We start from the raw sequence: 21,541 nt of genomic DNA on the forward strand, positions 1-21,541 counted from the left end.
GGCCAACGCTGGGGCCAACGCGGTCAGAGTGCGTATGCCTTGCTGATGATATCCGGAATGCCTTCGTCATAATTAGGTACGGCGTGGCTGTAAAGATTGAGCGTGTGGCTGATTTTACTGTGTCCCAAGCGCTTGGCAACTTCGGCGATGGATACACCATTGGCAAGCAGCTGCGTGGCCATAGTGTGGCGCAGAACGTGGAAGTTCTTGTATTCGACGCCTGCTTCCTGCAGCAGTGCCTTCCAGATGCGTTCCATATTCCTCGGTGCTATCGGCGTGCCGTTGCGGGTGTGGAAAACGTACCTGTTAAACGAAAGCACCGGACCGGAAGAGGCGCTGGCGAGCTTGAGGGCTTTACTGACCTCGGGCGCAATAGTTATCTTGCGTACACCGGCAGCAGTCTTGGGCGGCATATCTGTGAGCTTTCCGCGCACTGCCTGCAGGCTGTTGTCGATGTAGATATAATTTGGCTTTACGTTTGGCGCCTTAAGGCCTAATAGTTCTCCGAGGCGCGCGCCGGTAGTTGCTGCCAGAAGGAAGAAGGGATAGTATTTGCTGTAATAACGGCTGGTCTTGGCCGTCTGCAGAATCTTACCGATTTCTTCCGTAGTGAATACCTGGACTTCAACCTTGGGAACCGGCGGAGCTTCTACCGCCTGCATGAAGTTTTTTGAGAGAAGGTCAATGGCGCAGGCTTTGGTGATGGCAGCCTTCAGGAGCTTATGCACTTTATTCTTGCTGCTGGCGCTCATCGGCGGCAGCTCATTGTAGAATTGCTGCACTGTATGGGCAGTCAGCTTCTGCAGCTCCATTTCTGCAATGGGTGCAATATGTTTTGCGGTCTGTATGTAGCGAACCAGTGTTTTGGGGCGCACCTTGGGTGCTTTGTAGGTAATAAGGTATTCGGAGAGCCATTCGCCTAAGCGCAGGCTGTTGGGCGCTACATAGACGTTCTTGCAGATATCTGCCTGGATAACAGCAATCCATTCCATTGCTTCCTTTTTCGTGGGGAAGCGTTTAGAGATGCGCTTTCCGTCCGGGGCGATTAGTCTTGCCCGGTACATTTTGCGGTCGCTTTCGTAGCTGATGGTTCCTTCGCCGTTAGATTTTTTTGTTTTAGCCATAAAAAATCAGCTCCTTTCATTTTTCGAGCAGAGCTGATATAATAAAAAAGTAATCAGCTCTTGGTGGTTCGGGGGTTGATGACATTGAGCGTGTTGGTAGCACGTTCTTGCAGGTCCCTCGGTGCTGGTAACACCGGGGGATTTTTTATTTGCCGGCAATTTGCTTGCCTTCCGCTGGCGGTATTTTACTTCTTGATGTTTTTAGTTTCCTGCTCCAGTTCTAACAGGTCAAGCTCATCGGCTTGTGCTGCATCGAATGCCTTGCGACGTGCGTCAAATTCTTCGTAAATTTTACGGGCGTGTATTTGGGCTTGTTCCATGGTGACTTTTCCGTGGGATTGCAGCAAGGGGACGCCATGATCTAAAAGCAGCTTATCTACACTGGCACGCCAGAAGTCAAGCGTCAAGTCCTTACGCATTTTTACATGCAATTCAGCACTTTCAAGGAAGATAGTTACTAAACGGTTAAGAACATCTATTTCGTCAGATGTGAGGTAGTTTTTTGCAACGATAACATCAGCTTTGCGTACTATCGAACCGCTCCATGAGGTCAAGGCCATATTCGGAGAATCTGCGTTTGCACGTGTAGCTATAATTTCAGCAGCAGTTTTTCTTGTGACGCCAAAAAGCAGCTTGTTTTGCGTGTCTGCAAAGAATAAGCTCGTTGCTCTTTCGGTAACCTTGTAGTCGCTGGAGAGAGCGAATAAGTCACGCAGCTTCTGATAAAAACGTTTTTCGCTGGCGCGAATATCGCGAATCTGTTCCAGTAATTCGTCGAAATAATCCGGACGGCCATCCGGGTTTTTGAGGCGGTCCTTGTCAAGGATAAAGCCTTTCAGCAGATATTCTTTTAAGGTATTGTTTGCCCATTGACGGAACTGTGTGCCGCGCGGTGAACGGACACGGAAACCGACAGCAAGGATAACGTCAAGACTATAAAAAGCTACGGGCTTATCAGAATTTGCAATGTGAAGAAAGTTCACATTGCTTTTTTCAACTAGTTCACCTTCATCAAAAATATTTTTTATATGCTTGCTGATACCACTGCGCTCTTTGTTGAATAACTCAGCTATTTGTGCCTGCGTCAACCATACAGTGCCGTTATCGGCATAAAGTTTAATTTCGGCTTTACCGTCTGCAGTGTTGTAAATAATAATGTCTGCCATGTTTCATTCCTCACTTTCAAAATCTATTATCCTAAACTCTCCACATCTTCTTCCGCCTTGCGCTGGAGCTTGGCCAGCTTAACATCAATAATATCGTCAATTTCTTCCTTGCCGTCAGCATCCAACTGGCAGTCTTTTTTTATTTGCCGGCAATTTGCTTGTCATTTGCTGGCGGTCTATATTATCCTTAAACCTCTATTCTTTTGTAGAGCATTTTGGTGGAAAATTTGTTAGGAGAAGCCAATTGCAATTTAATCCCATAATATTTTCAACAACTGCTATATCAATGCTGGTAAGTCGATGCTGTAATTTGTTGTGCAGCGCGTAGTTGATTTTATTCAACAAGTTATTGTAACGACTAGGAGACAAGAAATAACGCAAGGAGATAAGCAGGGCTAAAACATCCTGTGTACCATAGGGACGGTGACCGGATTTGTTTTTGGGAATACCAAGCATATCATGTTCTTTTAAGCTGGGAATTGGTCTTGGCAAAGGAACATCTTTGGCGTGGCAGTAGATTCTTTCGCCATGAGCGCATTTGTTACGTAGATTGGCTATGAAATCTATTACTCCTTTGAATTCTTTAGGAGTAAGGGAGAAGGCTGCTGCTATTTCTGTTTTTTCTTCATTCTTCATGCATGAATAAAAAGAGTTTAGCTTACCGAATGTCATTACCTTAGACAATACCCATAACGGCACATAACCATATTTATCCATATAGTGTTTTACCGAGCCATGACGATTTTTTTGTGAATCAATCAGTTTAAGTATATCGAAAATCATGCTATTGGTACGCTTGAAATTTTCGAAGCTCGTGGAGTTGAAACTTTCAGGACGCAAATATGATGTATGGTCATGACCGTGATACTTGGAGAAAACAGCAACAATGCGACTTTTGACGATGTGCTCAACTCGTAAAAGCTCAATCAGCAGTTTCTCTCTAATGGTTCTATCAAAGGTGTACAGAGCTAGCAATTCGTTAAAGGTTGTGCCATCTCTATAATAATCTTCCGGCACGGTGCTGGTGATAAAGATTTTATTGTATCCATTAACAACGTAATAATAATTTTCATAGTCAAGTATTTTGGCAGCCCAAGGCTTATTGTAAATAGTCATGTTTCGTGAAATTAAAAGATTAACCAGTTCTTCGTTCGGCTTATAATTCTTTTGCATTGCAATGGTCATTAAATCACTCCTAAAATGACGAATAGCCCCTGCTTCTACTATGAGAAACAGGGGCTATCGTTTGTCTGGGGGTATGACGAATCAATTCCCAGATCGCTCTGTAGTCATAGTAGCATATATATAGGGTTTTTGTCAATGAAAATATATGAGGAAATTTGCTTTTTCGGCCGTCTTGTGGTATTATATATCAGTTTACCGTCTAAAGGCTACAATATATTGTTTCACTACTTCCCTAAATTATCCTAAACTCTCCACGTCTTCTTCCGCCTTGCGCTGGAGCTTGGCCAGCTTAACATCAATAATATCGTCAATTTCTTCCTTGCCGTCAGCATCCAGCTGGCGGTATTTTAAAATATAGGAAACAGTGATGTTAGTGTCATTGAGACTGTATTATATTGCATAGGTCCATAAATCCTTTTTTCTTTTGCTCTGATAAGATAGCACTTTTAATACAGGCACGAGTAAGACCAATCAGTTTATTAGAAAAATCAGCTCCTAAGCCAGTTATTTCTAAATAATGATTTACTATATATTTCGTCAAAGGCTGAAGCTCTTCTACTCCTATGGGTGGCGCTGTCAGCAGTTTTTGCAAACACTTAAGCAACGAAACTTGTTCTTTAGTATCATTTAGTAAAATAAAAATAGCAATTAAGCAACCATAAGTGTCATCAAAGCTGGTAATGCCAGTAGTAGCAGATTCTTCTTTAATTAAATTTAAAGTGGTTTTATAAGGAAGTTTTGAATTTTTCTGGCTATAGGTAACAAATTTGAGATTATGAGCTATTACATTGCGGAATTTTCTTATTAATGTTAGAGCAGATGTTACGAATGCTATTTTATCTTTTATGGGTACATCGACACTGATCAATGCATTTGTTACTTCTTCTTTTACTTCTGGCTTTAGCAGCAGATAAAGAGTAATTGCTTTATCAAACGATACGTTTTTCATCAATATCCATGCTGGTATATGATGATGTGTATCGTAATAATGTTTACACGGTTGTTTGGTACAGGCAATTAGGTTATTTTGCTTATCTGTTTTGCCAATCTCTCGAAAAATGTTAGTTTTTAAAATGTTAAAGAAGATTTTTCCTTTATATCCTGGTTTATAGTTAGCTTTATCAAGATAGTCATACATAGAAACTCCGTAATGAGCAGAAATTGAGTAGGCCAGCTTTGCTTTAAATGAATTTTCTATAAGCAAAATATTCTTGAATAAGATATTTTGAAATTCCTTGTCAAACAGATGAAAAAAGTAAAGATACAAAAGACTGATACCTTCTTTAAATTTTCCGTTTTGCATCATGCACTCTTGATAACCATTGATGATGTCATAGTAGGAAAAAGTTGACAGAATATATTTGGCAAGTTCCTCATCAACAATATCAAGCCCATAATTATCACGTAAATGCGCAATTTGCTCATCATACGTTTTAAACGGTTTGTCAAATATAATTGGTATACCCATCTAAACACTTCTTTCTGCACAAACTAAAGAAGGCCATCGCCTTACAATAAGACGATGGCCTTCAACCGGTCGCAAGCGATACCGGTGTATCTAGTAGTCTTATTGTAACCTATTAGTAAATTTTTGTCAATTCCTAAATTATCCTAAACTCTCTTCTTCTTTTTCAGCACGCTCATTAGCAAGCTTGTATTCCATATCTAAAACATAATCAACACGCTCCCTGCCGTCAGCATCCAGCTGGCGGTATTTTTTTATGTGTGTTTCTTCCTGCTGGGTGAGGGAGAGAGAGGGGGAAGGTGTTCGCTTAGACATTAAACCGCCGTCTTCTATAATATCGCTTTTCCGGATAGAAAAATAATCGGCTAATTTTTGAATTGCACCCATCCTAGGTTCTTTCAAGCCTTGTTCCCATGTCGAAACAGCTTTATCGCTAACGCCTGCGATTTGGCCTAATTCTTTTTGCGATAATCCGTATCTTTCACGTAAGATTTTTATATTTTCACTGATTCCCATAAGAGAACCTCCTTTGCTCTTTTTAGTCTATAATATACTAAAAGTAGAAAAAAATCAACGTCATAACGAAAATAATCTACTTTAGGTAGTTGACAATCTACCAAAAGTAGATTAGAATAAAATTACAAACAAGGAGGTGAAATTCATATGGGCTTGTCTTTGAAACAAATGCGTTTGATAAAAGGAAAAACGCAGGATGAAATGGCTGAGCTGTTAAATATTCATGTTCAAACTTATAGAAAATTAGAGGAAAATCCAGATGAAGCGACGATTAAGCAGGCTAAGAAGATTTCTGAGTTCCTCGGAGTTTCTTATGATGATATTTTTTTTGCTCAGTAACTCTACTAAAAGTAGAACAAAACCGCCGGCGTGGCGCTGGCGGTAGGGAGGTAATGAAATAGGCTGGCTAATGGTTATTATAAACGGAGGCTAGGACATGGAAGAAGAAAAAGCCTCTAACAATTTGGCTGATAACCAAGATTGCAGAGGCATAGTAGAAAAACATTATCAAAATAATATTTTAGCAATGCATATTAAAGTACAAATCTTAGGGCTTCAAAAAACTAGAGATGTACTAAAATGGATTGCACTGTTCTCAAGAAGATTTTATTTAGATTTTATTGATGATAAAAGCCTTTAGGAGAGCTTTTTGACCATCAAAAGTATCAAAATCAACCTTGGTAACTAAGAAGCAATCGCCGTTGCATTCCAACGAATCACCAACTTTAATATCACAGGGAAGTTGAAAATGCACATACGATTTACGACCTTCTGTATTATCCAAACCGGAGTATTGGCAGACTGTAATACCATTTCTGATTACAGAATAACACTTTAAATCAAAAGCAAAATCAGAAAAATATACATCTGGTGGAATTGGCAAACTTGACATAACAAACACCTCCTTCCTGTGCTTCCATTATAGCACTGCTGCGAGGTGGTGAAAAAGAAGGGAGGTGGGGAAGATGGAGGATACAAATGGAATGCCTGATTTAGGTATCAACATCAGAAATACTGATTTTGAAAAGCTTATGCTAGTGATAATGAAGCTGACAGAGTTCAGCCAGTCGCATAAAAAATTCGAGGCCGTTGTAGCATGTGACCTCGAAAATAAAAAAATCAGTTTAAAGTTTTATGAGCAAACATAGTTGCAATTAGCTGGTATTTGAATAACGTCTTCTATAGCTTCTTTGTTATCCCAAAAAGCTTCGATTATTCTATTATGTTTGGGTATAGTCATAAAAGAGTTGTCATCTAAGGCTTTATATAGAGATTCGTATTCATCAACACTAAGCTGTTCACAGAAAAATATATACCTTTTCATAACAAACACCTCCTTCCTGTCCAAAGTCTAGTAGAGAATTTGAGAGTGAAAAACAGTTCATCTACTACCATAGTATTATAATACTATATCTTGCGTAATGTCAAATGGTCAAATACAAATATATTGCGGAGGTGCGTTAAATGTTAAGGCTGAAAGAAATCAGAGAAGCTAAAGGTGTATCAAGATACCAGCTTGCTAAAAAAGCAGGTTTGCAATATCGAACAATTCCTGCTATCGAAAATGGCGGCGATGTAAAGTTAAGTACTTTAAAGCGTTTAGCCGATGTTTTGAATATAAGCGTTAAAGATTTATTTGCAGATTAGCACTGGACGCGGCGCTGGTGCAGGAGTTGAAGAAGGGAGGGCTGTAATATGGCTGATGTATTGTACATGTCAATTAAGGATTACGCTAAGCACGTATCGGCCAGCGTAGGAACCATCTACGATATGTGCCGGAAGGGCAAGCTGCCGGCCGTAAAAATCGGCGGCTGGCGCATCAATGTGAAGCGTGCTGATGAAATGCTGGAGCAGCTGTGCAATGAGCATATGACTGAATATACACCGGTGATTAAGCCGGCAAAGGTCAGCATCCGCACTGCTAATGCTGCCAATAGCTACCTTGCTCGTCTGGAGCAAATCCGTAAGGGCGTTGTGTAAAGGAGGGAAACGATGATGAAAAAAATATTGTTCATTCTGCTGGCGGCCTGCTGCATTTTGGCAGCGTGGGATTATAGCCGTCCGGTAGAAAAATACGTAGTAAAGACTGTTGCTGGGGAAGGGGATACAATGTGGCACTTGGTAGGCGGTGTCATGGATAGCGAAGGCGACCGACGCGACGTTCGGGAAGTTATCTTCTGGACGCGCAAAATCAGCAATATCAAAGGTGACCTTCAGCCGGGAGATGTAGTCCTCATTCCAATCGAGGTGCGCAGATGAGCACCGCTGGCATGGACAAAAGAAAAAGAGCATTGGCAGCCGCAAACTGTCAATGCTCAAAGCAATAAGATCATAGATATTATAACAAAAGCAAGGAGTAATTACAATGCAGATTGAGTTTAAACTGGAAAGAAGAATCGGCGCTCTCGGCGAGAACCCTTCAGGCTACACCAAGGAGCTGAACGTGGTTGTTTGGGATGAGAAATACAAAAAATATGACCTGCGCACCTGGAACCCCAACGGCAAGCCCGGCAAGGGCATTACGCTGACCAAAGAAGAGCTGAAGAAGCTGTATAAGCTCATCGGTGAGGAACTCAGCCAAATGGGAGGACGCAATGAGTAGTATATATAATGGCCGTATGCATGGCACTATCGGCGCTGAGCTGGAGAAGGTGAACCCATGAAAGAGTCAAGATACATGGCCAGCACAGAGCTCAATCAGTTGATGTGGTTGAGCGCTGGCGTACAAGCCTTAGAAATAATCCTTAAGGATGTCAGCACCCAAAACAAAGACTGGCGGCGCTGGCTGAGCACGGCAAAAACCTATATGCATAAGGTTATTGATGACCGCATGAGCAAGCTGGACCCGGTCGAAAAAGTCAAGGTCGTGCGCCGCATAGAGAGAACAGCCATTAAGGTAGCTCATTATGATGACTTTCGCTATGACAAAAGCGACAGCGAGCGTCTGGTGACCATCAGCCAATCCGATTTTCTGGATTTGGTCGATGGTGCGAGTCTCAACTGTTACGCCTGCCCTCAGGGCGACGTGGTCAAGGATTGCCTCAGACGTAAGATGTTCCACCGCCTCGGTCTGCAGGTGCATGCGCTGCGCGAAAACCCCGCACCGGGCGAATGCGAATTTAGATATGAGAATGAGCAAAGGGCGGTAACGCCTCAATATAAAGCTATTAAAAAGGAGCTTATCGACCAATTACCTTAAGGGAGTGAGAGCATGGGAGTAAACAGAGCGCTCCGGAGAGCTGCTGCTAAAAAGGCGTTTAAACAAGACGTCAAGATGAGTGACCTCGACAAGACGTTTTGTAACATTGCCAAAGAGGAAGCAACCAATAAGCTGATAACCGACCTTACTTTTACGCTGATGCGTGCGACGTGTCTTGTCCTGATGAATGATTTTAAGAGCATCCAGAAAAAGGAAACCCGCGTCGAAAATATGGTCAACCTGGCACATGAGTACGTTTTAAAAATCAAAAACAAAGAGCTGAGTCCTGGCGACATTGATGTTATCGCTGAGGTGGAAGCTGCTATGAAGCAGCGTGCGGAGGAAAAGAAATGATTTTATACAGAGCCATGAGCTGGCTGGAGCTGTCGAAGTACTTGTCAGATATCACGATTCGCCCGGCGCCTAGCCTTCCGTCGAAGAATACCTGGAAGAGGAACGTATTGTGCTTTTTCGGCACGGCAAACAACGCAGTTCACTGGGCTGCACCCGGCACGCATGACGTAATAGTCAAGGTTGATATTCCGGAGCATCGTTTGCGTAAAGGCTGGGGCATATATCCGGACCTGGTTGCTCAGCGGACAAGTATTCAGGGTATGTTGACGGCGATATTGGCTGGTGAAGAGAAACAATGGCCATGCGTAAAGGTGAAAGAATACGCCGTAACCTATTATGAGAAGGCCAGCGCCTTCTTCTTGGACTATGCTGAGATTGACTGGCGAAACCCTTATAAAGTTAATGCCTTTAAAAATGGCAAAAAAATAAAGGTTTTGCCGGGATATGATGATTTGATAAAGGAGTGAGCTGCATGATTGATTCTAAGCAATATTTCAGCCCTTGGCAGTTTGGCATGCCTGCCTTGGTAAAAGTTAAGGGAGAGTTTCGCATTTGCCCTACATACCGTCTGATTACCGAAAAATATACGGATATCCGCCGTCGCATGGCTGAAAAAGAAGCTGCAAAGGCCAGCGCCCGCCGCGAAGCTGTTGGCTTTGTCCCGAAGTTCGTGTTGTATCGCAAGGAGCGTGAGGCGAAATGGTAATCATAAGGGCAATCGAAATGGTGATGGGAGCAGTGCTTATACTGCTTTCAGCCGTAATGTTTAAATGGTGGCTGGAAGCGGATGAAAGCATTTTGCGTCTGGTGCAAATTGCACTTTATGGAATCATCGGCATAATGATTATCGTGGATAACTGGAGATGAGAAAATGAGAGAATTAAAATTATCGTCGCCACTTAACATTCAGATCATCACTGAGCCGGAGCGTATGGCTCTGCGTATCGCCTTAGATAAAAGCATTGGCGAGAACCTCGGTATGGTTTTGGCGTTGAAAGATACAAAAAGAGAGATTCCGCAAGGCCTGTATAACAGCGGGCTGGACTACCATCGCGACAACCTGGAAATTTACCTGCGCTTGCGCAATAGGCTTGAAGATGCTATCTACGAGGCTGAGAGCAATGGTAAGCAAGGAGCTTAAAGAGGAGCGCCGTGCTCAAGGGCTGTGCGTATACTGTGGCCGTCCTGCTGTGATTAAGGCGGACGGCACACCGGCCAGAAGATGCAAAGAGTGCAGCGGAAGTCATGTGCGCCAGAAGCGTGATGCAAGGCATGGTATCGAAACACGGGGCAGAGTTACAGGCAAATCGAGAAGTCACGTAGAGCAAAAGTATTATCAAAGACCGTGGCAAGAGCTGGCAATCTGTCCTGATTGCGGGATTCGCACTAACGCAGACTACTGGTATTGCCCCTGGTGTGGCGCTGCATTCCCGAAACCAAAAAAAGGAGATGAAGAGATGTGATTTATTACGGAAACAATGCGACTCCAAAACGCATTGAGTGGTGGAACAGTCTGCAGGAACGTGAACAGAACCTGCGCATTTGTCTGTTTGAAATTCAGAAAATCGCTATTCCTGAACAGAAAACACTGCTGAGATATAAAAAATCACGTAAGGAAGTGCTGAACGCAAAAGCTATCCTCAAACAACTGAAGCTGGTAGCTAAAGCTATCAAACGCCAAATTCCGGGCTACATCAATATTGAAAAGGCAGATGATTGCAGCGCAGCGTATCGTTGCGCATGTTGCCGGCAAGACGTACCTTATTACGCATCCTACTGCCCGAACTGCGGGCAGAGAATTAGCATATAAAGGAGCAAAGGCATGGAGTGGAATGAAGAAGTTGAGAAAAAGCTGAAACGGCGTGGCGAATTCTGGCACGCGGAAAAACTTGCATCGAGCATTATATTCGACGGCCGTCGTGCTGTTGAGCATTACACAGCAGATGAAATGCGTGCAAAATTTGAGCCTATAGCAAAGCAGTACAGAGAAAGCGGGCGCTTTATCAACTGCTTGGATTCTGATGCCTTGGTGATGTACTGCAAAGAGCAGGGCTATAAATGGGAGTGGTATCCACCTAGTCCGTTGGGAGAGTATTGGTTCGTGCTGCCAAAAGAGGAATTGTTTTAGGAGATGCAAAAATGGATCTTATGCTTATTGATTTTGCAATCTGCTTAATCGCTACAATCGCCGTAATGTGCATTGCAATGTGCTATGTTCGTATTAAGCTCGGGAGGGATAAAGCATGAAGCGTCAATGTCACGTATGCGGGCAAAAGAATGGCAGCTGCAATCGCTATATATTGAAGAATGGCCAAGACATAACAATTTGCCCGAGCTGCCTTGCATTTAGCGGTGACGAAACTGCCAAGATAGCGCGTCAGGCTGTTAAACCCAAAAAGAGCGAGCTGATGTACAGCGTGATTGGCGATGCCCTTGCTGCCGACTATGAAAACCTTGATTTGTACGACACTACAGAAGAAGCTCTGAAGGAAGCTAAAGACTTTTTGAAAGCAGGAGATATCGTAACCGTTTTGGAAATGGCGGAATCCGACTGGCAACCATACATTTGCATAGACAGCCTTCTCGAAGAATTTCAAGACCAGGCATTTTCTGAAGGCGGAGAAGCCAGCGAGCCGTGGTGTGATTTCGTTACTGGCAAAGCTATGACGGCCGCTGTGGATGAACTCGAAGACGAGCTTAACGATGTGCTGCAACGCTGGCTTGATAAATACCAGGTTGAAGCTGGCTGGTACAAAGAGACTGGCAAAACATGCAGTTACAGCTTTGATGGAACCGACTTTATCCGTCTCTAACATAATAATCGCTGAACTGTATAGCAAAGGCGAAATGAGAAAAGCGATATTGGCTAAGGTACGTGACTGGCGAGGTGATAAGAATGACAATTGAAGAGTTCTATAAGTGGGCAATCAGAAATGACTGCGAAAATAAGCAAGTTGTAATTTATGGCCATGATGACAATGGTAGACATGTAAAAAATTGGCTGGATGAATCTGACTTAAGAAGACTCAATGTAAGCGTAGCTGTTAATTGCAGATGGCAGATGGGAGTGGAAACAAGTCGTGTTGAAAGGTAGAAAGAAAAAGAATCACGGCTTCCGGATGATGGAGCGTGATATTAAAGCTTGGAAGCGCAAAATAAAGCGTGAAGGGCAAATGAAATGCAGCGAAGAATGTGCTGATCGTTTTAAACGTTGGCCTACTCATAACATCTGTAATTCCTGCCCCTGGGTGAAAACGTCACCTTTTAAGAGTAAGACTGAGATTTATTTGTACTTTCGCAACAAGCGCGCTCGTTTGAAGATGTATCGGGTGGGCGTTGACTTTGGGATGATTGACGAGCATTGCTACGATTATTGGCTGGGGAGGTGTAACAATGATTAAATTTTTACCGACTGCTGACGCACCGGAAAGCACCAGACTGCCGCAGCGCAGCACTAAGTTTTCCGCAGGTTATGATTTTTATGCTCCGACCGACATTTTTATTCCGGCCGGCGGCGAAAGCGTGCTGGTTCCGTTGAACGTCAAAGCTATTATGCCCGGTGATATGGTGCTGATGTTGTTCATCCGCAGCAGTCTTGCCGTTAAATTCAATTTGTCGCTGGTTAACAGCGTAGGTATTATCGATAGTGATTATGCAAACAATCCAAATAATGATGGTAACATAGGCGTCAAATTCAGAAATAGCGGTTGCGAAAACATCATCATTAGAGAAGGCGAACGCTGCATGCAGGGAATTTTTGTACGTTACTTTGTAACTGAAGATGATCATGCGAGCGGCGAACGTGTGGGCGGCTATGGTTCTACAGACCGTTAACAGACAATAAAGCAAATATCTCTGCCGCAGAGCGCAGGCCGTAGAGCTGCTGCCTCGCTCATGTTTAACTAGCGGATTATATACAAGCATTGCAAATGGCGCAGACAAAAAGAAGAAGTATATCGCACGTATGCGGCCTGCGCTCTGCGGCGGACAATATAAGGAGTGCCGGATAATATGGATAACTTCACAGTCAATTTTGCTATAACGGTTATAGTCCTTCTGATTGGATTAGGATTAGCAGGTAATAAAGATGAGAAGTGAAAGAGCCTTCGGCGGAACGAAAGTATACGGGATTACAGTTGACTGTCCTTGTAAAGGCTGTGACCTGCGTGGCTGTGGCTGTGCCAGTATATGTGACGCATATAAAAAATATAAATTCATCCTAACCATTTTAAAGAAGAACCGCCTGGCAAAGGTGCGGGCGGCGAGCGAATGCCGGATGATGCGAGATGAACGCATTGCCGAATGGCGGCGGAACAGATGTTGGCCAAAGGGCTAAACATATATAATGAAGAAAACTTCTGCGGGGCTTTTCTGTCTCGCAGGTTTCTTCATATATAAAGGCATTTCATTTTAAGGGCAGCTTAGCCCTTTAGGCTTGTATGTAAGTAATAACAAAGCGACCACAAAGAAAATCAGGGGGATAAATCAATGGCAATGAGAATAGGCATAAGAGAAAAAACATATTACTGCCAGGGAACCAGTGAAAGCAAAAAGCCTGATTACATTGAAATTGATTTATTTCCTTTCGTGGATGTCAAATACAAACCTTGCAGAAGTGGCAGACAGAAGGCAACTACTCCTAAACAGAAGAACCTTAACGATAAAAAGGCACGCAGATATTTTAGGCTGCTGGCCAAAAGCAATTTTGGCAGCAAAGATATACACCTGACTTTAAGCTATGACAATGATAACCTGCCCGATACACCGGAACAGGGAGAGAAAAGGCTGCGTAATTATATGCGAAGATTGAAAAGATTATATAAAGCTAATGGCAAAGAATTAAAATACATCTACGTTACCGAGGTTAGCAGCAAGGGAAGAGTGCATCATCATCTGCTGATTAATCGTGGAGTAGACCGTGATGCTATCGAAAAAGCATGGGGACACGGTTGGGCGAACAGCAAGCGCATTCAGGCAGAGCATGGAGGTATCGAAGCCCTGGTATGCTATCTGAGCAAAGATCCTAAAGGCCGCAAAAGATACACTTCATCCCGCAATCTTGTCAAACCGTTGGAATCTGTAAGCGATACCAAAACAAGCCGTAAGCAATTCCAGCAGCTGACTCTTTGGCCGGAAGACTGTGAAGATATGCAAAAACACTTTGAGCAGAAGCATCCTGATTATCGTATCATCAGCGTGGAGAAATATTATAATGCTGTAACCTGCGAATGGTATATCAGAGCGAAGATGGAGCTTAGGGATGACTATAAGCGCAAGAAGGGAGCAAAGCGACGGAATGAATAAATTGAATTTAATATTGACCATACCGCCTAGCGTCAATCATTGCTATAAAAACTTCAATGTGATGGGACGCCGGAACCGTGTACTTACGCCATTGGCAAGAGCCTGGAAGGAAGAGGCGTATTATATTGCTAATGCTTTGGCACATCGGGAACGCTGGCGCGTGCCAGAACCGGAAGAAAAGATTGTGCTGGAAGTAGTTGCCTTCTGGCCAGACGGCAGGCGGCGCGATATGAACAATACGCATAAGCTGCTTTGTGATGCCTTAGAGGGTGCATTATATCTTGATGACAAGATGGTGCTCGTGCGTGATATGGATTTTTCCGTTGACAGGAAGCGGCCTAGGCTAGAGGTATGCGTATATGTGAAAGACGATTAAAACGCAAAAATAATCTCTAAGAATATAAAACCCTAGGAAAATACCCATAATAAATTTTTAAGTTTGCATGTAGATTAAGAAAACCGGCAGGAGGGCAGCGTATGACCAAGGAAGAACTAAAAGAAAAGCTGAAAGGCGCTATGTATGCTCAGCGCACATTGGAGGGAGAACTGGATAAGCTGCAGGAGCTGCGTAGTCTTGCGCAAAAGGTTACGCCTGCTTATAGCCAGGCACCGGGAGGCGGCAGCGGGAATGGACAGAAGTTGGAAAACTCCATAGCAAAGATAGTTGAGCAGGAAAAGCTTGTTGCTGAGTGCTGCAATGAGCTGTGCGCCCAGCTGGCAGAAGTCCGGGTTTTAATTGCACTGCTGCCGATGGGACCAATGCGACTTGTGATGCAGCGCAGGTATTTGAATTACCAGAAGTGGGAACGTATAGCAGCAGAGCTTAACTATACATGGCAACATGTACATAAGCTTCATGCCAAAGGTTTAAACAGTATTCTTGAAAGATGCGATAGAATGCGAGGGTGAATCGGTGCTATAATGTATAATAGCGAAAGCGTGAGAGAAAAGAATAGCGAGAGCCGTTGGCCATTGGTCGACGGCTTTTCTATTGTCCGCGTTTTGTGGACAGATGCCCTAGGTTCTTCCAGGAAAATAAAAAGCCTGCGGGTCGGCGAACTCCCGGAAATTGTCTAGCTGTGAATTTAAAAAATCACATTTCCTTCCGCAGGTAAAAAATTGGACATGTCCAAAAGGCGCAAAATTTTTTCTTGACTTCCACTAATACGCAAAAATTTTTCGTCGACAATTTCATAGCCTGTTAGGAACGCAAAAAGCGGAAATTTAGCCTGGACAGCATTTCCGCTTTTGCCATTCTCAATTTCCGCACCGCCTAGGCTGCAAAATAGCCTAAAGCGGTGCATCTTATTACCAGATTTGTATTGCCTACAGTGGACAAACAGCGAAGGAGGTGATGTTCATGGCGAAAAAAATAGTACCAAGAGGCTCCGGCGCTGAGCTTGCACGCCTGCTGGGCATCACTGACAGGCGCGTGCGCCAGCTGGCAGACGAAGAAATACTTACCCGAGAGCCTGAAGGAGATTACCTTCTCCCCGAGGTTATCGCTGAATACTATGCCTATAAATACAAAACTGATGAATCCGTTGACCTGATGAAAGAAAAAGCTCTGCATGAAAAGGCCAAAAGAGAGCTGGCGGAAATCCAGCTGGCTCAAAAGCGGCGCGAGATGCACGATGCTGCAGATGTAGAGGCTGTCCTGACGGAAATACTAGTCAACTTCCGCAATCAGATACGCGGCATTCCGTCGAAGATGGCGCCGCTGCTTTTTGGAAAGAGCAAGCCGGAGATTGAAGAGCTGCTGAGCATGGAGGTTGAAGGACGTTTGGAAGAAATCAGGGATTATACACCGACCATGTTTGATGCTGTTGATGAGAAGGAGGGCGATTAGCATGTGTGCTCAGAAAACGGTATTGCTTTTACGCCGCATTTTCAACAATGGCCTTAAGCTGGCACCTAAAACTACTGTCAGCGAATGGGCAGATACCTACCGTATGCTGCCACAGGAATCAGCAGAACCGGGCAGATGGCGCACCGACAGAGCACCTTATCAGCGCAGCATCATGGATGCCTTCACGGATAAGGGCGTGCATCGTGTTGTTGTCAAGAGCTGCTCGCAGGTGGGAAAGTCAGATATCATGAATAATGTCATTGGCCGCTTTGCTCAGCTTGACCCCTGCACCATGATGATGATTCAGCCTACCTTAAGCGACGGCGAGGATTTTTCCAAGAGCCGTATCACACCCATGATTGAAGCTACCAAAAGCCTGAAAAGCATTTTCCGCGAAAACAAAAGCCGCAATACCAGCAACACTATCATGAGCAAGTATTTTACCGGCGGCAGGCTGATTATAGCAGGTGCGAACGCCCCGAGCGGCCTTGCTTCCAAACCTATACGCATTCTGCTTTGCGACGAAGTGGACCGCTTCCCGGATAGTGCCGGCGTAGAAGGCGACCCGGTTGATTTGGCGGCGAAGAGAACCACTACCTACTTTAACAGGGTGATTGGCCTTTTCAGTACTCCGACGATAAAAGGCACTAGCCGTATTGATGACGAGTATATGACCGGTACGCAGGAGGAATGGCAGCACCAGTGCCCGAACTGTGGCGAATTCCACCTTCTTACACACCGGCAGATGCTTGCCGACTTCGACAGCAGCGAGGAACATAACAAAAAGCATGTTGTCGTCAGATCAGTGAAATGGATTTGCCCTGACTGCGGCTTTGAATTCAGCGAGAACGATATGCGCAACGCCGCGCAGAAGTATGTAGCGCAAAACCCTGCAGCTTTTGCCACAGATACGCGCAGCTTTTTCGTGAACTGTTGGACGAGTCCATGGATTAGCTGGAACGATGTCATGAAGGAATGGCTGGAGGCAGAAGGCGACCCGGAGCGTGAGAAGGTAATATACAATACCCGTTTCGGTGAATCTTACGAGCGTAAAGGCAATTTCGAGAGTGAGGATATCTTCATTAAGCGGCGTGAGGATTATGGCGCTGAGCTGCCGCAAGGAGTTCTGCTGCTGACGGCGGCGGTGGATACGCAGGATAATCGCCTGGAATATGAGGTTGCCGGCTGGGGGCATGGTGAAGAACGCTGGGGCATACGCAAAGGCGTTATCCTGGGCGTTCCCGACACGCCCGAGGTATGGGAGCAATTAGACCGCGTCCTGGACAAAACCTATAAATTTGCTAATGGGCGAGGGTTGAAAATCGCCAGAACCTTTATTGACTGCGGCGGTCACTATACTGATTACGTATATGCCTACTGCTTTAAGAATCGTTTCCGTCAGCGCTTTGCTATCAAAGGCTCAAACATGGCCAACGAAGACCTTGTTGCCAAGATTGGCAAAAAGCAGATGCGTAACAGCTCCATTCCTTTGGTGTTCATCGGCACGGATACGGGCAAGCAGCAAATCATGGACCGTCTCAGCATTGAGGTTCAGGGAGCTAAGTATATGCATTTTCCGCTAGACGATAAGCGTCGGATGAAAAAATTCGTTGAAGCGCTGCAAGGTCTGCTAAAAAATGACGACAAGAGCCTGAGTAATGATGCCGTCATAGAATCTTATGCTAATCGTGGCTATGATCGCATTTATTTTCGCGGTCTGATTTCCGAGGAGCTGGTGCCGCGTAAGAAAAACGGCGTAGTTGTTTTTCAGTGGACGAACATAGCCAAGGATAAGCGCAATGAGCCGCTGGACCTTGCTGTGTATAATCTTGCCTGCATGCGCAGTATTGCACCTAACTTTGAAAAGCTGGATGCTATGCTGGCACAGGGCAACAATGGTGAAGCAGGCGGGGCGACGGCTCCTGCACCTGCTGCCAAGCCACAGAAACGCTATGGCTGCATTAAACGAGGAAGGAGAACAGAATGAGCAACGCATTGAACGAACGCTATCGCCAGTACCTGAAGGCGGAGCAGGCTATTCTGGTAACCGGTCAGAGTTACCGCATTGGCAATAGGCTGCTGACACGCGCTGACCTTAGCGCCATTCAGGCCGAAATAAATCGCCTGCGAGCTATGGGCGCAACCGAAGACGATAATGCGCCTGCATCTGAGGGATATAGGCGTGCAAAAAGAGTGCTTTTCCGTGATTAGCGCTCAAATAAAACAGGAGGCTACGAAATGAGTAAGAAACGAACACCCTACAATCGTAAGGCCAGACATCCTACTGGCCAGACCTTAACACAAGAGCGGCCCACGGGCATCATCCTCAGGCCTGTATTAAACACAGGCTACAGTAATGGTGGTGCCAGTGCCGAAAAACAAGCTATGCGTGGCTATTGGCCGATAAGGTCCAGCCCGAAAAGTGATGTTGACGTAAATCTGAACATCCTGCGCAATCGCAGTGCTGATATGGCCATTAACAGCCCTGTTGGCGCTGCTGCCATCAATCGCTACAGGACGCATGTTGTTGGCGCTGGCCTGGTGCCTTCACCTTGTCCCGATTACCGTCTTTTAGGCATGAGCCCAGAGGAAGCTGCTGAATGGCGCAGACACACTAAGGCAGAGTTTAATCTGTGGGCGCAGAGCGTAGAGTGTGACCTGTATCGCAAGCACAACTTTTACGATATGCAGGATGTTGCTTTTATCTCGTCTATTGTGGACGGAGATGCCTGGGCAGCGATTAAATACCGCAAGGCCTTGGGTGATAATCCTTATACCACCAAGATACAGCTTTTTGAAGCGAGCCGTGTCTGCAATCCTAATACCTATAGTCTTATTGGTGCGCTTAATGAGGTTGAGGTTCGAAATCCCAAGAATGGCAACAGAATTATCAACGGCGTTGAAATTAATACGGATGGTGCCGTTGTAGCCTATTGGGTTGCCGACCGGGTACCTTATGACCCGACGGAAAGCAGGAGCATAAAATGGGTGCGCGTAGAAGCCTTCGGACGCAAAACAGGCGCGCCTAATATCCTGCAAATCAGCCATGAGGAAAGACCGGAGCAGTACCGCGGCGTGCCGATTCTGGCACCGGCCATTGAAGAATTGAAGCAGATGCACCGTTATAGCACAGCGGAGCTTACTGCTGCAATCATCAAAAGCTATTTTACTCTGTTCTTCAAAACGCAGGACGCAGGTGAAGGCTTTCCCAATGCTTTGCCGGAAGCCTTTGGCGAGAATGAAAAGGTTGCCTTCGACCAATATACCTTTGAGCTGGGTGCTGGCACGATGAACGAGCTGCCGCCTGGCTATGAAGTACAGACTGTCGATGCAAATCGTAGCCTATCCACCTTTGAGGCCTTCGTCAATGCGCTGATTGCTCAGGTGGGCGCGGCGCTGGAAATTCCTTCAGAGGTGCTGCTGTCGCGCTTCCAGAGCTCGTACAGTGCTGCGCGCGGTGCCTTGCTGCAGTTTCAAGCTGTTGCTAAGAAGCGGCGCATCTGGTTCGCAAGGGATTTTTGTCAGCCGGTGTATGAGCGCTGGTTGGCTGAGGCGGTGGCTATTGGACGCATTCAAGCGCCTGGCTATTTTAGTGACCCGCTACTGCGTAAGGCATGGAGCCGCGCGTCCTGGTATGGCCCGACTATGGGCATGCTTGACCCGGTGAAAGAGGTTCAGGCCGCCAAGCTGCGTGTTGATTACGGCTTCAGCACTGGTGAACAGGAATCTGCCGAAATCACCGGCACGGAATACGAGGAAAACATTGCGCAGCTGCAAGCTGAACATAAGCATTGGCAAGGCAATGGCCTCAATTATCCGCTTCATCAGAATGTAAAGACTGAGGAAGGAGGTGAGAACGATGGTGAAAAGTAAACCATTTTGGGAGATTATCAACAAAGCATCCGAAAATACTGCTGAAATCCGTATTTATGGCGATATCGTCAGCGAAAAGCCTTGGTATGACAGCAGTGGCGATGTTTGCCCAATAGGCTTTGCTGATGCATTGGCTAAGCTGGAGGGTAAGCCGGTCTGCATCCGTATCAACAGCAACGGCGGCAATGTTTTCGCCGCACACGCCATTGCCAACCAGATAAAGTCTTACTCCGGTGATACCACTGTAATGATTGACGGTTTGGCGGCCAGCGCTGCGACAATCATTGCTATGGCCGGCAAAAAAATCCTTATGCCGGTCAACGCTATGATGATGATTCATGACCCAATGGTTTGCATCGCAGAGCCTGTCAACGCTGAACAGCTGGGCAAGCTTATTGAAATGCTCAAGCCTGTCAAGGCTAGTATTGTGGCAGCTTATAAGGAGCGCTGCAAGCTCAGCGAAAAAGAATTGGAGACCATGATGCAAAACAGCACCTGGCTTACTGCTGAAGAATGCCTTGCCAATGGCTTCTGTGACCAGATTCAAGGTGAGGTTGAACCTGTTCTTGACGGCAATGTGCTTGTGGTCAACCATGTACGGCATCAGCTGAGCCAGGGAGATGCTGACTTAATTAAAAACAAAATCCACAAAAAGGAGGATAAAACGATGAATGAAAATCTTATGAATGCCGTAAACACTATTTTGAGTGCTATCGGTGTCAGAGCAGATGAACAGACCAACAGTGCTGCTCCTGCGAACCAAACCACCGCTCCGGCTAATGAGGAGCAAATCCGCAATGAGGAAAGAAGCCGTCTGGCAGCGCTCAATGCTTTGGATGATGGCAGTGCTGGCGTGAAGGCTGTAATCAATATGGCCATCAAAGACGGCAAGACCGCTGATGAAATCAAAGAAACCATTGATGCTATCAAGGGTGATAAGCCTGCTCCTCAGGCATCTGCAGCTCAAAGCTTTATGAATGATTTGATTGACGACCAGATGAAATCTGGCTCCGGTAATGTAACCGGTCAGCCTGCTAATGGCCTGACTGAGGCAGAGGAAGAAGCCCTGCGCACCGAAAACATGGCTAAAACTCTGCAGAATATGTATGGAGGTAATAAATAATGGCATATGTAACCAGTGAAAAAAGCAATGTGGACCAGCTTATTGGCGGCACCGCTGTGGCTGCTCTTACTAAAAACATTACCCTTAAAGGCCTGAGCGCTGAAAAGGCGCTTAAACGAGGCGCTGTGCTGGCTGTCAGTGAAGGCAAATATCAGATTGTTGATGCTGCATCCGCAACTCCGGCGCTGAAGGTAGCAAACGCTGTGCTGGCCGAAGATGTTGTTGTCGGCACCGGCGATGTAGTTGCTACTGTTTATATTAGCGGCATTTTCAATGCAGAGGAGATGTCTGTTGGCGCTGCATCTGATTCTGTGCAGGCACACGAGGAAGAACTGCGTGCTGTCGGCATCTATCTGACTCATCTGCAATAAGGAGGAATAAAC

The 21,541-nt window shown here is 45.3% G+C and carries 37 protein-coding genes; 30 read left to right on the forward strand and 7 right to left on the reverse strand.

Annotated features, from left to right (window positions below; translation table 11 throughout):
• Nucleotides 1-23: 23 nt before the first annotated feature.
• The 5 genes from RDW05_RS03965 to RDW05_RS03985 form a co-directional block, all read right to left on the reverse strand.
• The gene (locus tag RDW05_RS03965) at nucleotides 24-1,124 is read right to left on the reverse strand and encodes a site-specific integrase (protein ID WP_307977913.1); all 1,101 of its coding nucleotides are present in this window, start codon (nucleotides 1,122-1,124) and stop codon (nucleotides 24-26) included.
• Nucleotides 1,125-1,309: 185 nt separating this feature from the next.
• Complete coding sequence (rhuM, locus tag RDW05_RS03970; RefSeq protein ID WP_307977914.1) at nucleotides 1,310-2,290, reverse strand: RhuM family protein; 981 nt, start codon at nucleotides 2,288-2,290, stop codon at nucleotides 1,310-1,312.
• 195 nt (nucleotides 2,291-2,485) lie between these two features.
• Complete coding sequence (locus tag RDW05_RS03975; RefSeq protein WP_307977915.1) at nucleotides 2,486-3,475, reverse strand: Abi family protein; 990 nt, start codon at nucleotides 3,473-3,475, stop codon at nucleotides 2,486-2,488.
• A 376-nt stretch (nucleotides 3,476-3,851) separates the two neighbouring features.
• Nucleotides 3,852-4,943, reverse strand: a complete 1,092-nt coding sequence (locus tag RDW05_RS03980; protein ID WP_307977916.1) for an Abi family protein — start codon at nucleotides 4,941-4,943, stop codon at nucleotides 3,852-3,854.
• A gap of 138 nt (nucleotides 4,944-5,081) precedes the next feature.
• The gene (locus RDW05_RS03985; protein ID WP_307977917.1) at nucleotides 5,082-5,456 is read right to left on the reverse strand and encodes a helix-turn-helix transcriptional regulator; all 375 of its coding nucleotides are present in this window, start codon (nucleotides 5,454-5,456) and stop codon (nucleotides 5,082-5,084) included.
• A gap of 147 nt (nucleotides 5,457-5,603) precedes the next feature.
• On the opposite strand from RDW05_RS03985, the gene RDW05_RS03990 reads away from it, so the two are divergent.
• Together RDW05_RS03990 and RDW05_RS03995 are read left to right on the forward strand one after the other, a co-directional pair.
• Nucleotides 5,604-5,795: a helix-turn-helix transcriptional regulator gene (locus RDW05_RS03990; RefSeq protein ID WP_276765294.1), complete on the forward strand. Its 192-nt coding sequence runs from the start codon at nucleotides 5,604-5,606 to the stop codon at nucleotides 5,793-5,795.
• A gap of 97 nt (nucleotides 5,796-5,892) precedes the next feature.
• Nucleotides 5,893-6,096, forward strand: coding sequence for a hypothetical protein (locus RDW05_RS03995; RefSeq protein ID WP_303707354.1), 204 nt, complete (start codon nucleotides 5,893-5,895; stop codon nucleotides 6,094-6,096).
• On the opposite strand, the gene RDW05_RS04000 is transcribed toward RDW05_RS03995, so the two are convergent.
• On the reverse strand, nucleotides 6,067-6,348 hold the full coding sequence (locus tag RDW05_RS04000) for a hypothetical protein (protein ID WP_307977918.1): 282 nt from the start codon (nucleotides 6,346-6,348) through the stop codon (nucleotides 6,067-6,069). The two genes, RDW05_RS03995 and RDW05_RS04000, sit on opposite strands and share 30 nt — an antisense overlap.
• 73 nt (nucleotides 6,349-6,421) lie before the next feature.
• Between RDW05_RS04000 and RDW05_RS04005 the strand changes: the two genes are divergently transcribed.
• Nucleotides 6,422-6,604: a hypothetical protein gene (locus RDW05_RS04005; RefSeq protein WP_307977919.1), complete on the forward strand. Its 183-nt coding sequence runs from the start codon at nucleotides 6,422-6,424 to the stop codon at nucleotides 6,602-6,604.
• Here the strand turns inward: RDW05_RS04005 and RDW05_RS04010 are convergent.
• Nucleotides 6,589-6,780, reverse strand: coding sequence for a hypothetical protein (locus RDW05_RS04010; protein WP_307977920.1), 192 nt, complete (start codon nucleotides 6,778-6,780; stop codon nucleotides 6,589-6,591). The two genes, RDW05_RS04005 and RDW05_RS04010, sit on opposite strands and share 16 nt — an antisense overlap.
• A 140-nt stretch (nucleotides 6,781-6,920) precedes the next feature.
• Between RDW05_RS04010 and RDW05_RS04015 the strand changes: the two genes are divergently transcribed.
• The 27 genes from RDW05_RS04015 (at nucleotide 6,921) to RDW05_RS04145 (ending at nucleotide 21,529) form a co-directional block, all read left to right on the forward strand.
• A complete protein-coding gene (locus tag RDW05_RS04015; RefSeq protein ID WP_303712644.1) occupies nucleotides 6,921-7,103 on the forward strand; it encodes a helix-turn-helix transcriptional regulator in 183 nt (60 codons plus the stop codon).
• Between the two features lie 48 nt (nucleotides 7,104-7,151).
• Nucleotides 7,152-7,436, forward strand: a complete 285-nt coding sequence (locus RDW05_RS04020) for a helix-turn-helix domain-containing protein (protein ID WP_307977921.1) — start codon at nucleotides 7,152-7,154, stop codon at nucleotides 7,434-7,436.
• 12 nt (nucleotides 7,437-7,448) lie between these two features.
• Nucleotides 7,449-7,715 (forward strand): hypothetical protein, encoded by a 267-nt coding sequence (locus RDW05_RS04025; protein ID WP_307977922.1) that lies wholly within the window; start codon nucleotides 7,449-7,451, stop codon nucleotides 7,713-7,715.
• Nucleotides 7,716-7,821: 106 nt separating this feature from the next.
• Nucleotides 7,822-8,058, forward strand: coding sequence for a YdbC family protein (locus RDW05_RS04030; protein ID WP_307977923.1), 237 nt, complete (start codon nucleotides 7,822-7,824; stop codon nucleotides 8,056-8,058).
• Nucleotides 8,059-8,115: 57 nt separating this feature from the next.
• On the forward strand, nucleotides 8,116-8,655 hold the full coding sequence (locus RDW05_RS04035) for a hypothetical protein (protein ID WP_307977924.1): 540 nt from the start codon (nucleotides 8,116-8,118) through the stop codon (nucleotides 8,653-8,655).
• A gap of 12 nt (nucleotides 8,656-8,667) precedes the next feature.
• A complete protein-coding gene (locus RDW05_RS04040) occupies nucleotides 8,668-9,009 on the forward strand; it encodes a hypothetical protein (protein WP_307977925.1) in 342 nt (113 codons plus the stop codon).
• On the forward strand, nucleotides 9,006-9,476 hold the full coding sequence (locus RDW05_RS04045) for a hypothetical protein (RefSeq protein ID WP_307977926.1): 471 nt from the start codon (nucleotides 9,006-9,008) through the stop codon (nucleotides 9,474-9,476). The genes RDW05_RS04040 and RDW05_RS04045 overlap by 4 nt, the downstream gene beginning before the upstream one ends.
• Before the next feature lie 5 nt (nucleotides 9,477-9,481).
• Nucleotides 9,482-9,715: a hypothetical protein gene (locus tag RDW05_RS04050; protein WP_307977927.1), complete on the forward strand. Its 234-nt coding sequence runs from the start codon at nucleotides 9,482-9,484 to the stop codon at nucleotides 9,713-9,715.
• On the forward strand, nucleotides 9,709-9,876 hold the full coding sequence (locus RDW05_RS04055) for a hypothetical protein (RefSeq protein WP_307977928.1): 168 nt from the start codon (nucleotides 9,709-9,711) through the stop codon (nucleotides 9,874-9,876). Before RDW05_RS04050 ends, RDW05_RS04055 begins: the two co-directional genes overlap by 7 nt.
• Nucleotides 9,877-9,880: 4 nt before the next feature.
• On the forward strand, nucleotides 9,881-10,150 hold the full coding sequence (locus RDW05_RS04060; RefSeq protein WP_307977929.1) for a hypothetical protein: 270 nt from the start codon (nucleotides 9,881-9,883) through the stop codon (nucleotides 10,148-10,150).
• Nucleotides 10,131-10,472, forward strand: coding sequence for a hypothetical protein (locus tag RDW05_RS04065; RefSeq protein WP_307977930.1), 342 nt, complete (start codon nucleotides 10,131-10,133; stop codon nucleotides 10,470-10,472). The genes RDW05_RS04060 and RDW05_RS04065 overlap by 20 nt, the downstream gene beginning before the upstream one ends.
• Nucleotides 10,469-10,819 carry a hypothetical protein gene (locus tag RDW05_RS04070; protein ID WP_307977931.1) on the forward strand — a complete coding sequence of 117 codons (351 nt, stop codon included), beginning with the start codon at nucleotides 10,469-10,471 and terminating at the stop codon, nucleotides 10,817-10,819. Before RDW05_RS04065 ends, RDW05_RS04070 begins: the two co-directional genes overlap by 4 nt.
• Nucleotides 10,820-10,831: 12 nt before the next feature.
• Nucleotides 10,832-11,137 carry a hypothetical protein gene (locus RDW05_RS04075; RefSeq protein ID WP_307977932.1) on the forward strand — a complete coding sequence of 102 codons (306 nt, stop codon included), beginning with the start codon at nucleotides 10,832-10,834 and terminating at the stop codon, nucleotides 11,135-11,137.
• Nucleotides 11,138-11,252: 115 nt separating this feature from the next.
• A complete protein-coding gene (locus RDW05_RS04080) occupies nucleotides 11,253-11,822 on the forward strand; it encodes a hypothetical protein (protein WP_307977933.1) in 570 nt (189 codons plus the stop codon).
• 83 nt (nucleotides 11,823-11,905) lie between these two features.
• Complete coding sequence (locus RDW05_RS04085; protein WP_304228406.1) at nucleotides 11,906-12,103, forward strand: hypothetical protein; 198 nt, start codon at nucleotides 11,906-11,908, stop codon at nucleotides 12,101-12,103.
• A complete protein-coding gene (locus RDW05_RS04090) occupies nucleotides 12,090-12,410 on the forward strand; it encodes a hypothetical protein (RefSeq protein WP_304228403.1) in 321 nt (106 codons plus the stop codon). Before RDW05_RS04085 ends, RDW05_RS04090 begins: the two co-directional genes overlap by 14 nt.
• Nucleotides 12,403-12,843 (forward strand): dUTP diphosphatase, encoded by a 441-nt coding sequence (locus tag RDW05_RS04095; RefSeq protein ID WP_307977934.1) that lies wholly within the window; start codon nucleotides 12,403-12,405, stop codon nucleotides 12,841-12,843. Before RDW05_RS04090 ends, RDW05_RS04095 begins: the two co-directional genes overlap by 8 nt.
• Before the next feature lie 253 nt (nucleotides 12,844-13,096).
• A complete protein-coding gene (locus RDW05_RS04100) occupies nucleotides 13,097-13,345 on the forward strand; it encodes a hypothetical protein (protein WP_307977935.1) in 249 nt (82 codons plus the stop codon).
• Between the two features lie 152 nt (nucleotides 13,346-13,497).
• Complete coding sequence (locus RDW05_RS04105; protein WP_276765852.1) at nucleotides 13,498-14,313, forward strand: hypothetical protein; 816 nt, start codon at nucleotides 13,498-13,500, stop codon at nucleotides 14,311-14,313.
• Nucleotides 14,306-14,689, forward strand: a complete 384-nt coding sequence (locus RDW05_RS04110) for a RusA family crossover junction endodeoxyribonuclease (protein WP_307977936.1) — start codon at nucleotides 14,306-14,308, stop codon at nucleotides 14,687-14,689. The genes RDW05_RS04105 and RDW05_RS04110 overlap by 8 nt, the downstream gene beginning before the upstream one ends.
• A 101-nt stretch (nucleotides 14,690-14,790) precedes the next feature.
• Nucleotides 14,791-15,222, forward strand: coding sequence for a hypothetical protein (locus RDW05_RS04115; RefSeq protein ID WP_307977937.1), 432 nt, complete (start codon nucleotides 14,791-14,793; stop codon nucleotides 15,220-15,222).
• A 451-nt stretch (nucleotides 15,223-15,673) separates the two neighbouring features.
• Entirely contained in the window at nucleotides 15,674-16,162 is a 489-nt protein-coding gene (locus tag RDW05_RS04120) for a hypothetical protein (RefSeq protein WP_277219857.1), read from the forward strand.
• A 1-nt stretch (nucleotide 16,163) separates the two neighbouring features.
• The gene (locus RDW05_RS04125; RefSeq protein WP_307977938.1) at nucleotides 16,164-18,149 is read left to right on the forward strand and encodes a phage terminase large subunit family protein; all 1,986 of its coding nucleotides are present in this window, start codon (nucleotides 16,164-16,166) and stop codon (nucleotides 18,147-18,149) included.
• Nucleotides 18,146-18,373 carry a DUF6148 family protein gene (locus RDW05_RS04130; protein ID WP_277219855.1) on the forward strand — a complete coding sequence of 76 codons (228 nt, stop codon included), beginning with the start codon at nucleotides 18,146-18,148 and terminating at the stop codon, nucleotides 18,371-18,373. Before RDW05_RS04125 ends, RDW05_RS04130 begins: the two co-directional genes overlap by 4 nt.
• A 27-nt stretch (nucleotides 18,374-18,400) precedes the next feature.
• Nucleotides 18,401-20,035, forward strand: a complete 1,635-nt coding sequence (locus RDW05_RS04135) for a phage portal protein (RefSeq protein ID WP_307977939.1) — start codon at nucleotides 18,401-18,403, stop codon at nucleotides 20,033-20,035.
• Nucleotides 20,022-21,158, forward strand: coding sequence for a head maturation protease, ClpP-related (locus RDW05_RS04140; protein WP_307977940.1), 1,137 nt, complete (start codon nucleotides 20,022-20,024; stop codon nucleotides 21,156-21,158). Before RDW05_RS04135 ends, RDW05_RS04140 begins: the two co-directional genes overlap by 14 nt.
• Nucleotides 21,158-21,529, forward strand: a complete 372-nt coding sequence (locus tag RDW05_RS04145; protein WP_307977941.1) for a head decoration protein — start codon at nucleotides 21,158-21,160, stop codon at nucleotides 21,527-21,529. The genes RDW05_RS04140 and RDW05_RS04145 overlap by 1 nt, the downstream gene beginning before the upstream one ends.
• The last annotated feature ends 12 nt before the right edge of the window (nucleotides 21,530-21,541 follow it).

Source organism: uncultured Phascolarctobacterium sp., assembly GCF_902463975.1.
Lineage (GTDB): Bacteria > Bacillota > Negativicutes > Acidaminococcales > Acidaminococcaceae > Phascolarctobacterium_A.

Bases quoted from the DNA above. Each gene is read 5' to 3' on its own strand.
- RDW05_RS04135 (WP_307977939.1), top strand. From the start codon at position 18,401: ATGAGTAAGAAACGAACACCCTACAATCGTAAGGCCAGACATCCTACT.
- RDW05_RS04020 (WP_307977921.1), top strand. From the start codon at position 7,152: ATGGCTGATGTATTGTACATGTCAATTAAGGATTACGCTAAGCACGTA.
- RDW05_RS04075 (WP_307977932.1), top strand. From the start codon at position 10,832: ATGGAGTGGAATGAAGAAGTTGAGAAAAAGCTGAAACGGCGTGGCGAA.
- RDW05_RS04140 (WP_307977940.1), top strand. From the start codon at position 20,022: ATGGTGAAAAGTAAACCATTTTGGGAGATTATCAACAAAGCATCCGAA.
- RDW05_RS04110 (WP_307977936.1), top strand. From the start codon at position 14,306: ATGAATAAATTGAATTTAATATTGACCATACCGCCTAGCGTCAATCAT.
- RDW05_RS04095 (WP_307977934.1), top strand. From the start codon at position 12,403: ATGATTAAATTTTTACCGACTGCTGACGCACCGGAAAGCACCAGACTG.
- RDW05_RS04065 (WP_307977930.1), top strand. From the start codon at position 10,131: ATGGTAAGCAAGGAGCTTAAAGAGGAGCGCCGTGCTCAAGGGCTGTGC.
- RDW05_RS04015 (WP_303712644.1), top strand. From the start codon at position 6,921: ATGTTAAGGCTGAAAGAAATCAGAGAAGCTAAAGGTGTATCAAGATAC.
- RDW05_RS04085 (WP_304228406.1), top strand. From the start codon at position 11,906: ATGACAATTGAAGAGTTCTATAAGTGGGCAATCAGAAATGACTGCGAA.
- RDW05_RS03995 (WP_303707354.1), top strand. From the start codon at position 5,893: ATGGAAGAAGAAAAAGCCTCTAACAATTTGGCTGATAACCAAGATTGC.
- RDW05_RS04000 (WP_307977918.1), bottom strand. From the start codon at position 6,348: ATGTCAAGTTTGCCAATTCCACCAGATGTATATTTTTCTGATTTTGCT.
- RDW05_RS04080 (WP_307977933.1), top strand. From the start codon at position 11,253: ATGAAGCGTCAATGTCACGTATGCGGGCAAAAGAATGGCAGCTGCAAT.
- RDW05_RS04045 (WP_307977926.1), top strand. From the start codon at position 9,006: ATGATTTTATACAGAGCCATGAGCTGGCTGGAGCTGTCGAAGTACTTG.
- RDW05_RS04100 (WP_307977935.1), top strand. From the start codon at position 13,097: ATGAGAAGTGAAAGAGCCTTCGGCGGAACGAAAGTATACGGGATTACA.
- RDW05_RS04030 (WP_307977923.1), top strand. From the start codon at position 7,822: ATGCAGATTGAGTTTAAACTGGAAAGAAGAATCGGCGCTCTCGGCGAG.
- RDW05_RS03980 (WP_307977916.1), bottom strand. From the start codon at position 4,943: ATGGGTATACCAATTATATTTGACAAACCGTTTAAAACGTATGATGAG.
- RDW05_RS04050 (WP_307977927.1), top strand. From the start codon at position 9,482: ATGATTGATTCTAAGCAATATTTCAGCCCTTGGCAGTTTGGCATGCCT.
- RDW05_RS04105 (WP_276765852.1), top strand. From the start codon at position 13,498: ATGGCAATGAGAATAGGCATAAGAGAAAAAACATATTACTGCCAGGGA.
- RDW05_RS04040 (WP_307977925.1), top strand. From the start codon at position 8,668: ATGGGAGTAAACAGAGCGCTCCGGAGAGCTGCTGCTAAAAAGGCGTTT.
- rhuM (WP_307977914.1), bottom strand. From the start codon at position 2,290: ATGGCAGACATTATTATTTACAACACTGCAGACGGTAAAGCCGAAATT.
- RDW05_RS03990 (WP_276765294.1), top strand. From the start codon at position 5,604: ATGGGCTTGTCTTTGAAACAAATGCGTTTGATAAAAGGAAAAACGCAG.
- RDW05_RS03985 (WP_307977917.1), bottom strand. From the start codon at position 5,456: ATGGGAATCAGTGAAAATATAAAAATCTTACGTGAAAGATACGGATTA.
- RDW05_RS04005 (WP_307977919.1), top strand. From the start codon at position 6,422: ATGGAGGATACAAATGGAATGCCTGATTTAGGTATCAACATCAGAAAT.
- RDW05_RS03965 (WP_307977913.1), bottom strand. From the start codon at position 1,124: ATGGCTAAAACAAAAAAATCTAACGGCGAAGGAACCATCAGCTACGAA.
- RDW05_RS04035 (WP_307977924.1), top strand. From the start codon at position 8,116: ATGAAAGAGTCAAGATACATGGCCAGCACAGAGCTCAATCAGTTGATG.
- RDW05_RS04145 (WP_307977941.1), top strand. From the start codon at position 21,158: ATGGCATATGTAACCAGTGAAAAAAGCAATGTGGACCAGCTTATTGGC.
- RDW05_RS04115 (WP_307977937.1), top strand. From the start codon at position 14,791: ATGACCAAGGAAGAACTAAAAGAAAAGCTGAAAGGCGCTATGTATGCT.
- RDW05_RS04120 (WP_277219857.1), top strand. From the start codon at position 15,674: ATGGCGAAAAAAATAGTACCAAGAGGCTCCGGCGCTGAGCTTGCACGC.
- RDW05_RS04010 (WP_307977920.1), bottom strand. From the start codon at position 6,780: ATGAAAAGGTATATATTTTTCTGTGAACAGCTTAGTGTTGATGAATAC.
- RDW05_RS04130 (WP_277219855.1), top strand. From the start codon at position 18,146: ATGAGCAACGCATTGAACGAACGCTATCGCCAGTACCTGAAGGCGGAG.
- RDW05_RS04055 (WP_307977928.1), top strand. From the start codon at position 9,709: ATGGTAATCATAAGGGCAATCGAAATGGTGATGGGAGCAGTGCTTATA.
- RDW05_RS04060 (WP_307977929.1), top strand. From the start codon at position 9,881: ATGAGAGAATTAAAATTATCGTCGCCACTTAACATTCAGATCATCACT.
- RDW05_RS04025 (WP_307977922.1), top strand. From the start codon at position 7,449: ATGATGAAAAAAATATTGTTCATTCTGCTGGCGGCCTGCTGCATTTTG.
- RDW05_RS03975 (WP_307977915.1), bottom strand. From the start codon at position 3,475: ATGACCATTGCAATGCAAAAGAATTATAAGCCGAACGAAGAACTGGTT.
- RDW05_RS04125 (WP_307977938.1), top strand. From the start codon at position 16,164: ATGTGTGCTCAGAAAACGGTATTGCTTTTACGCCGCATTTTCAACAAT.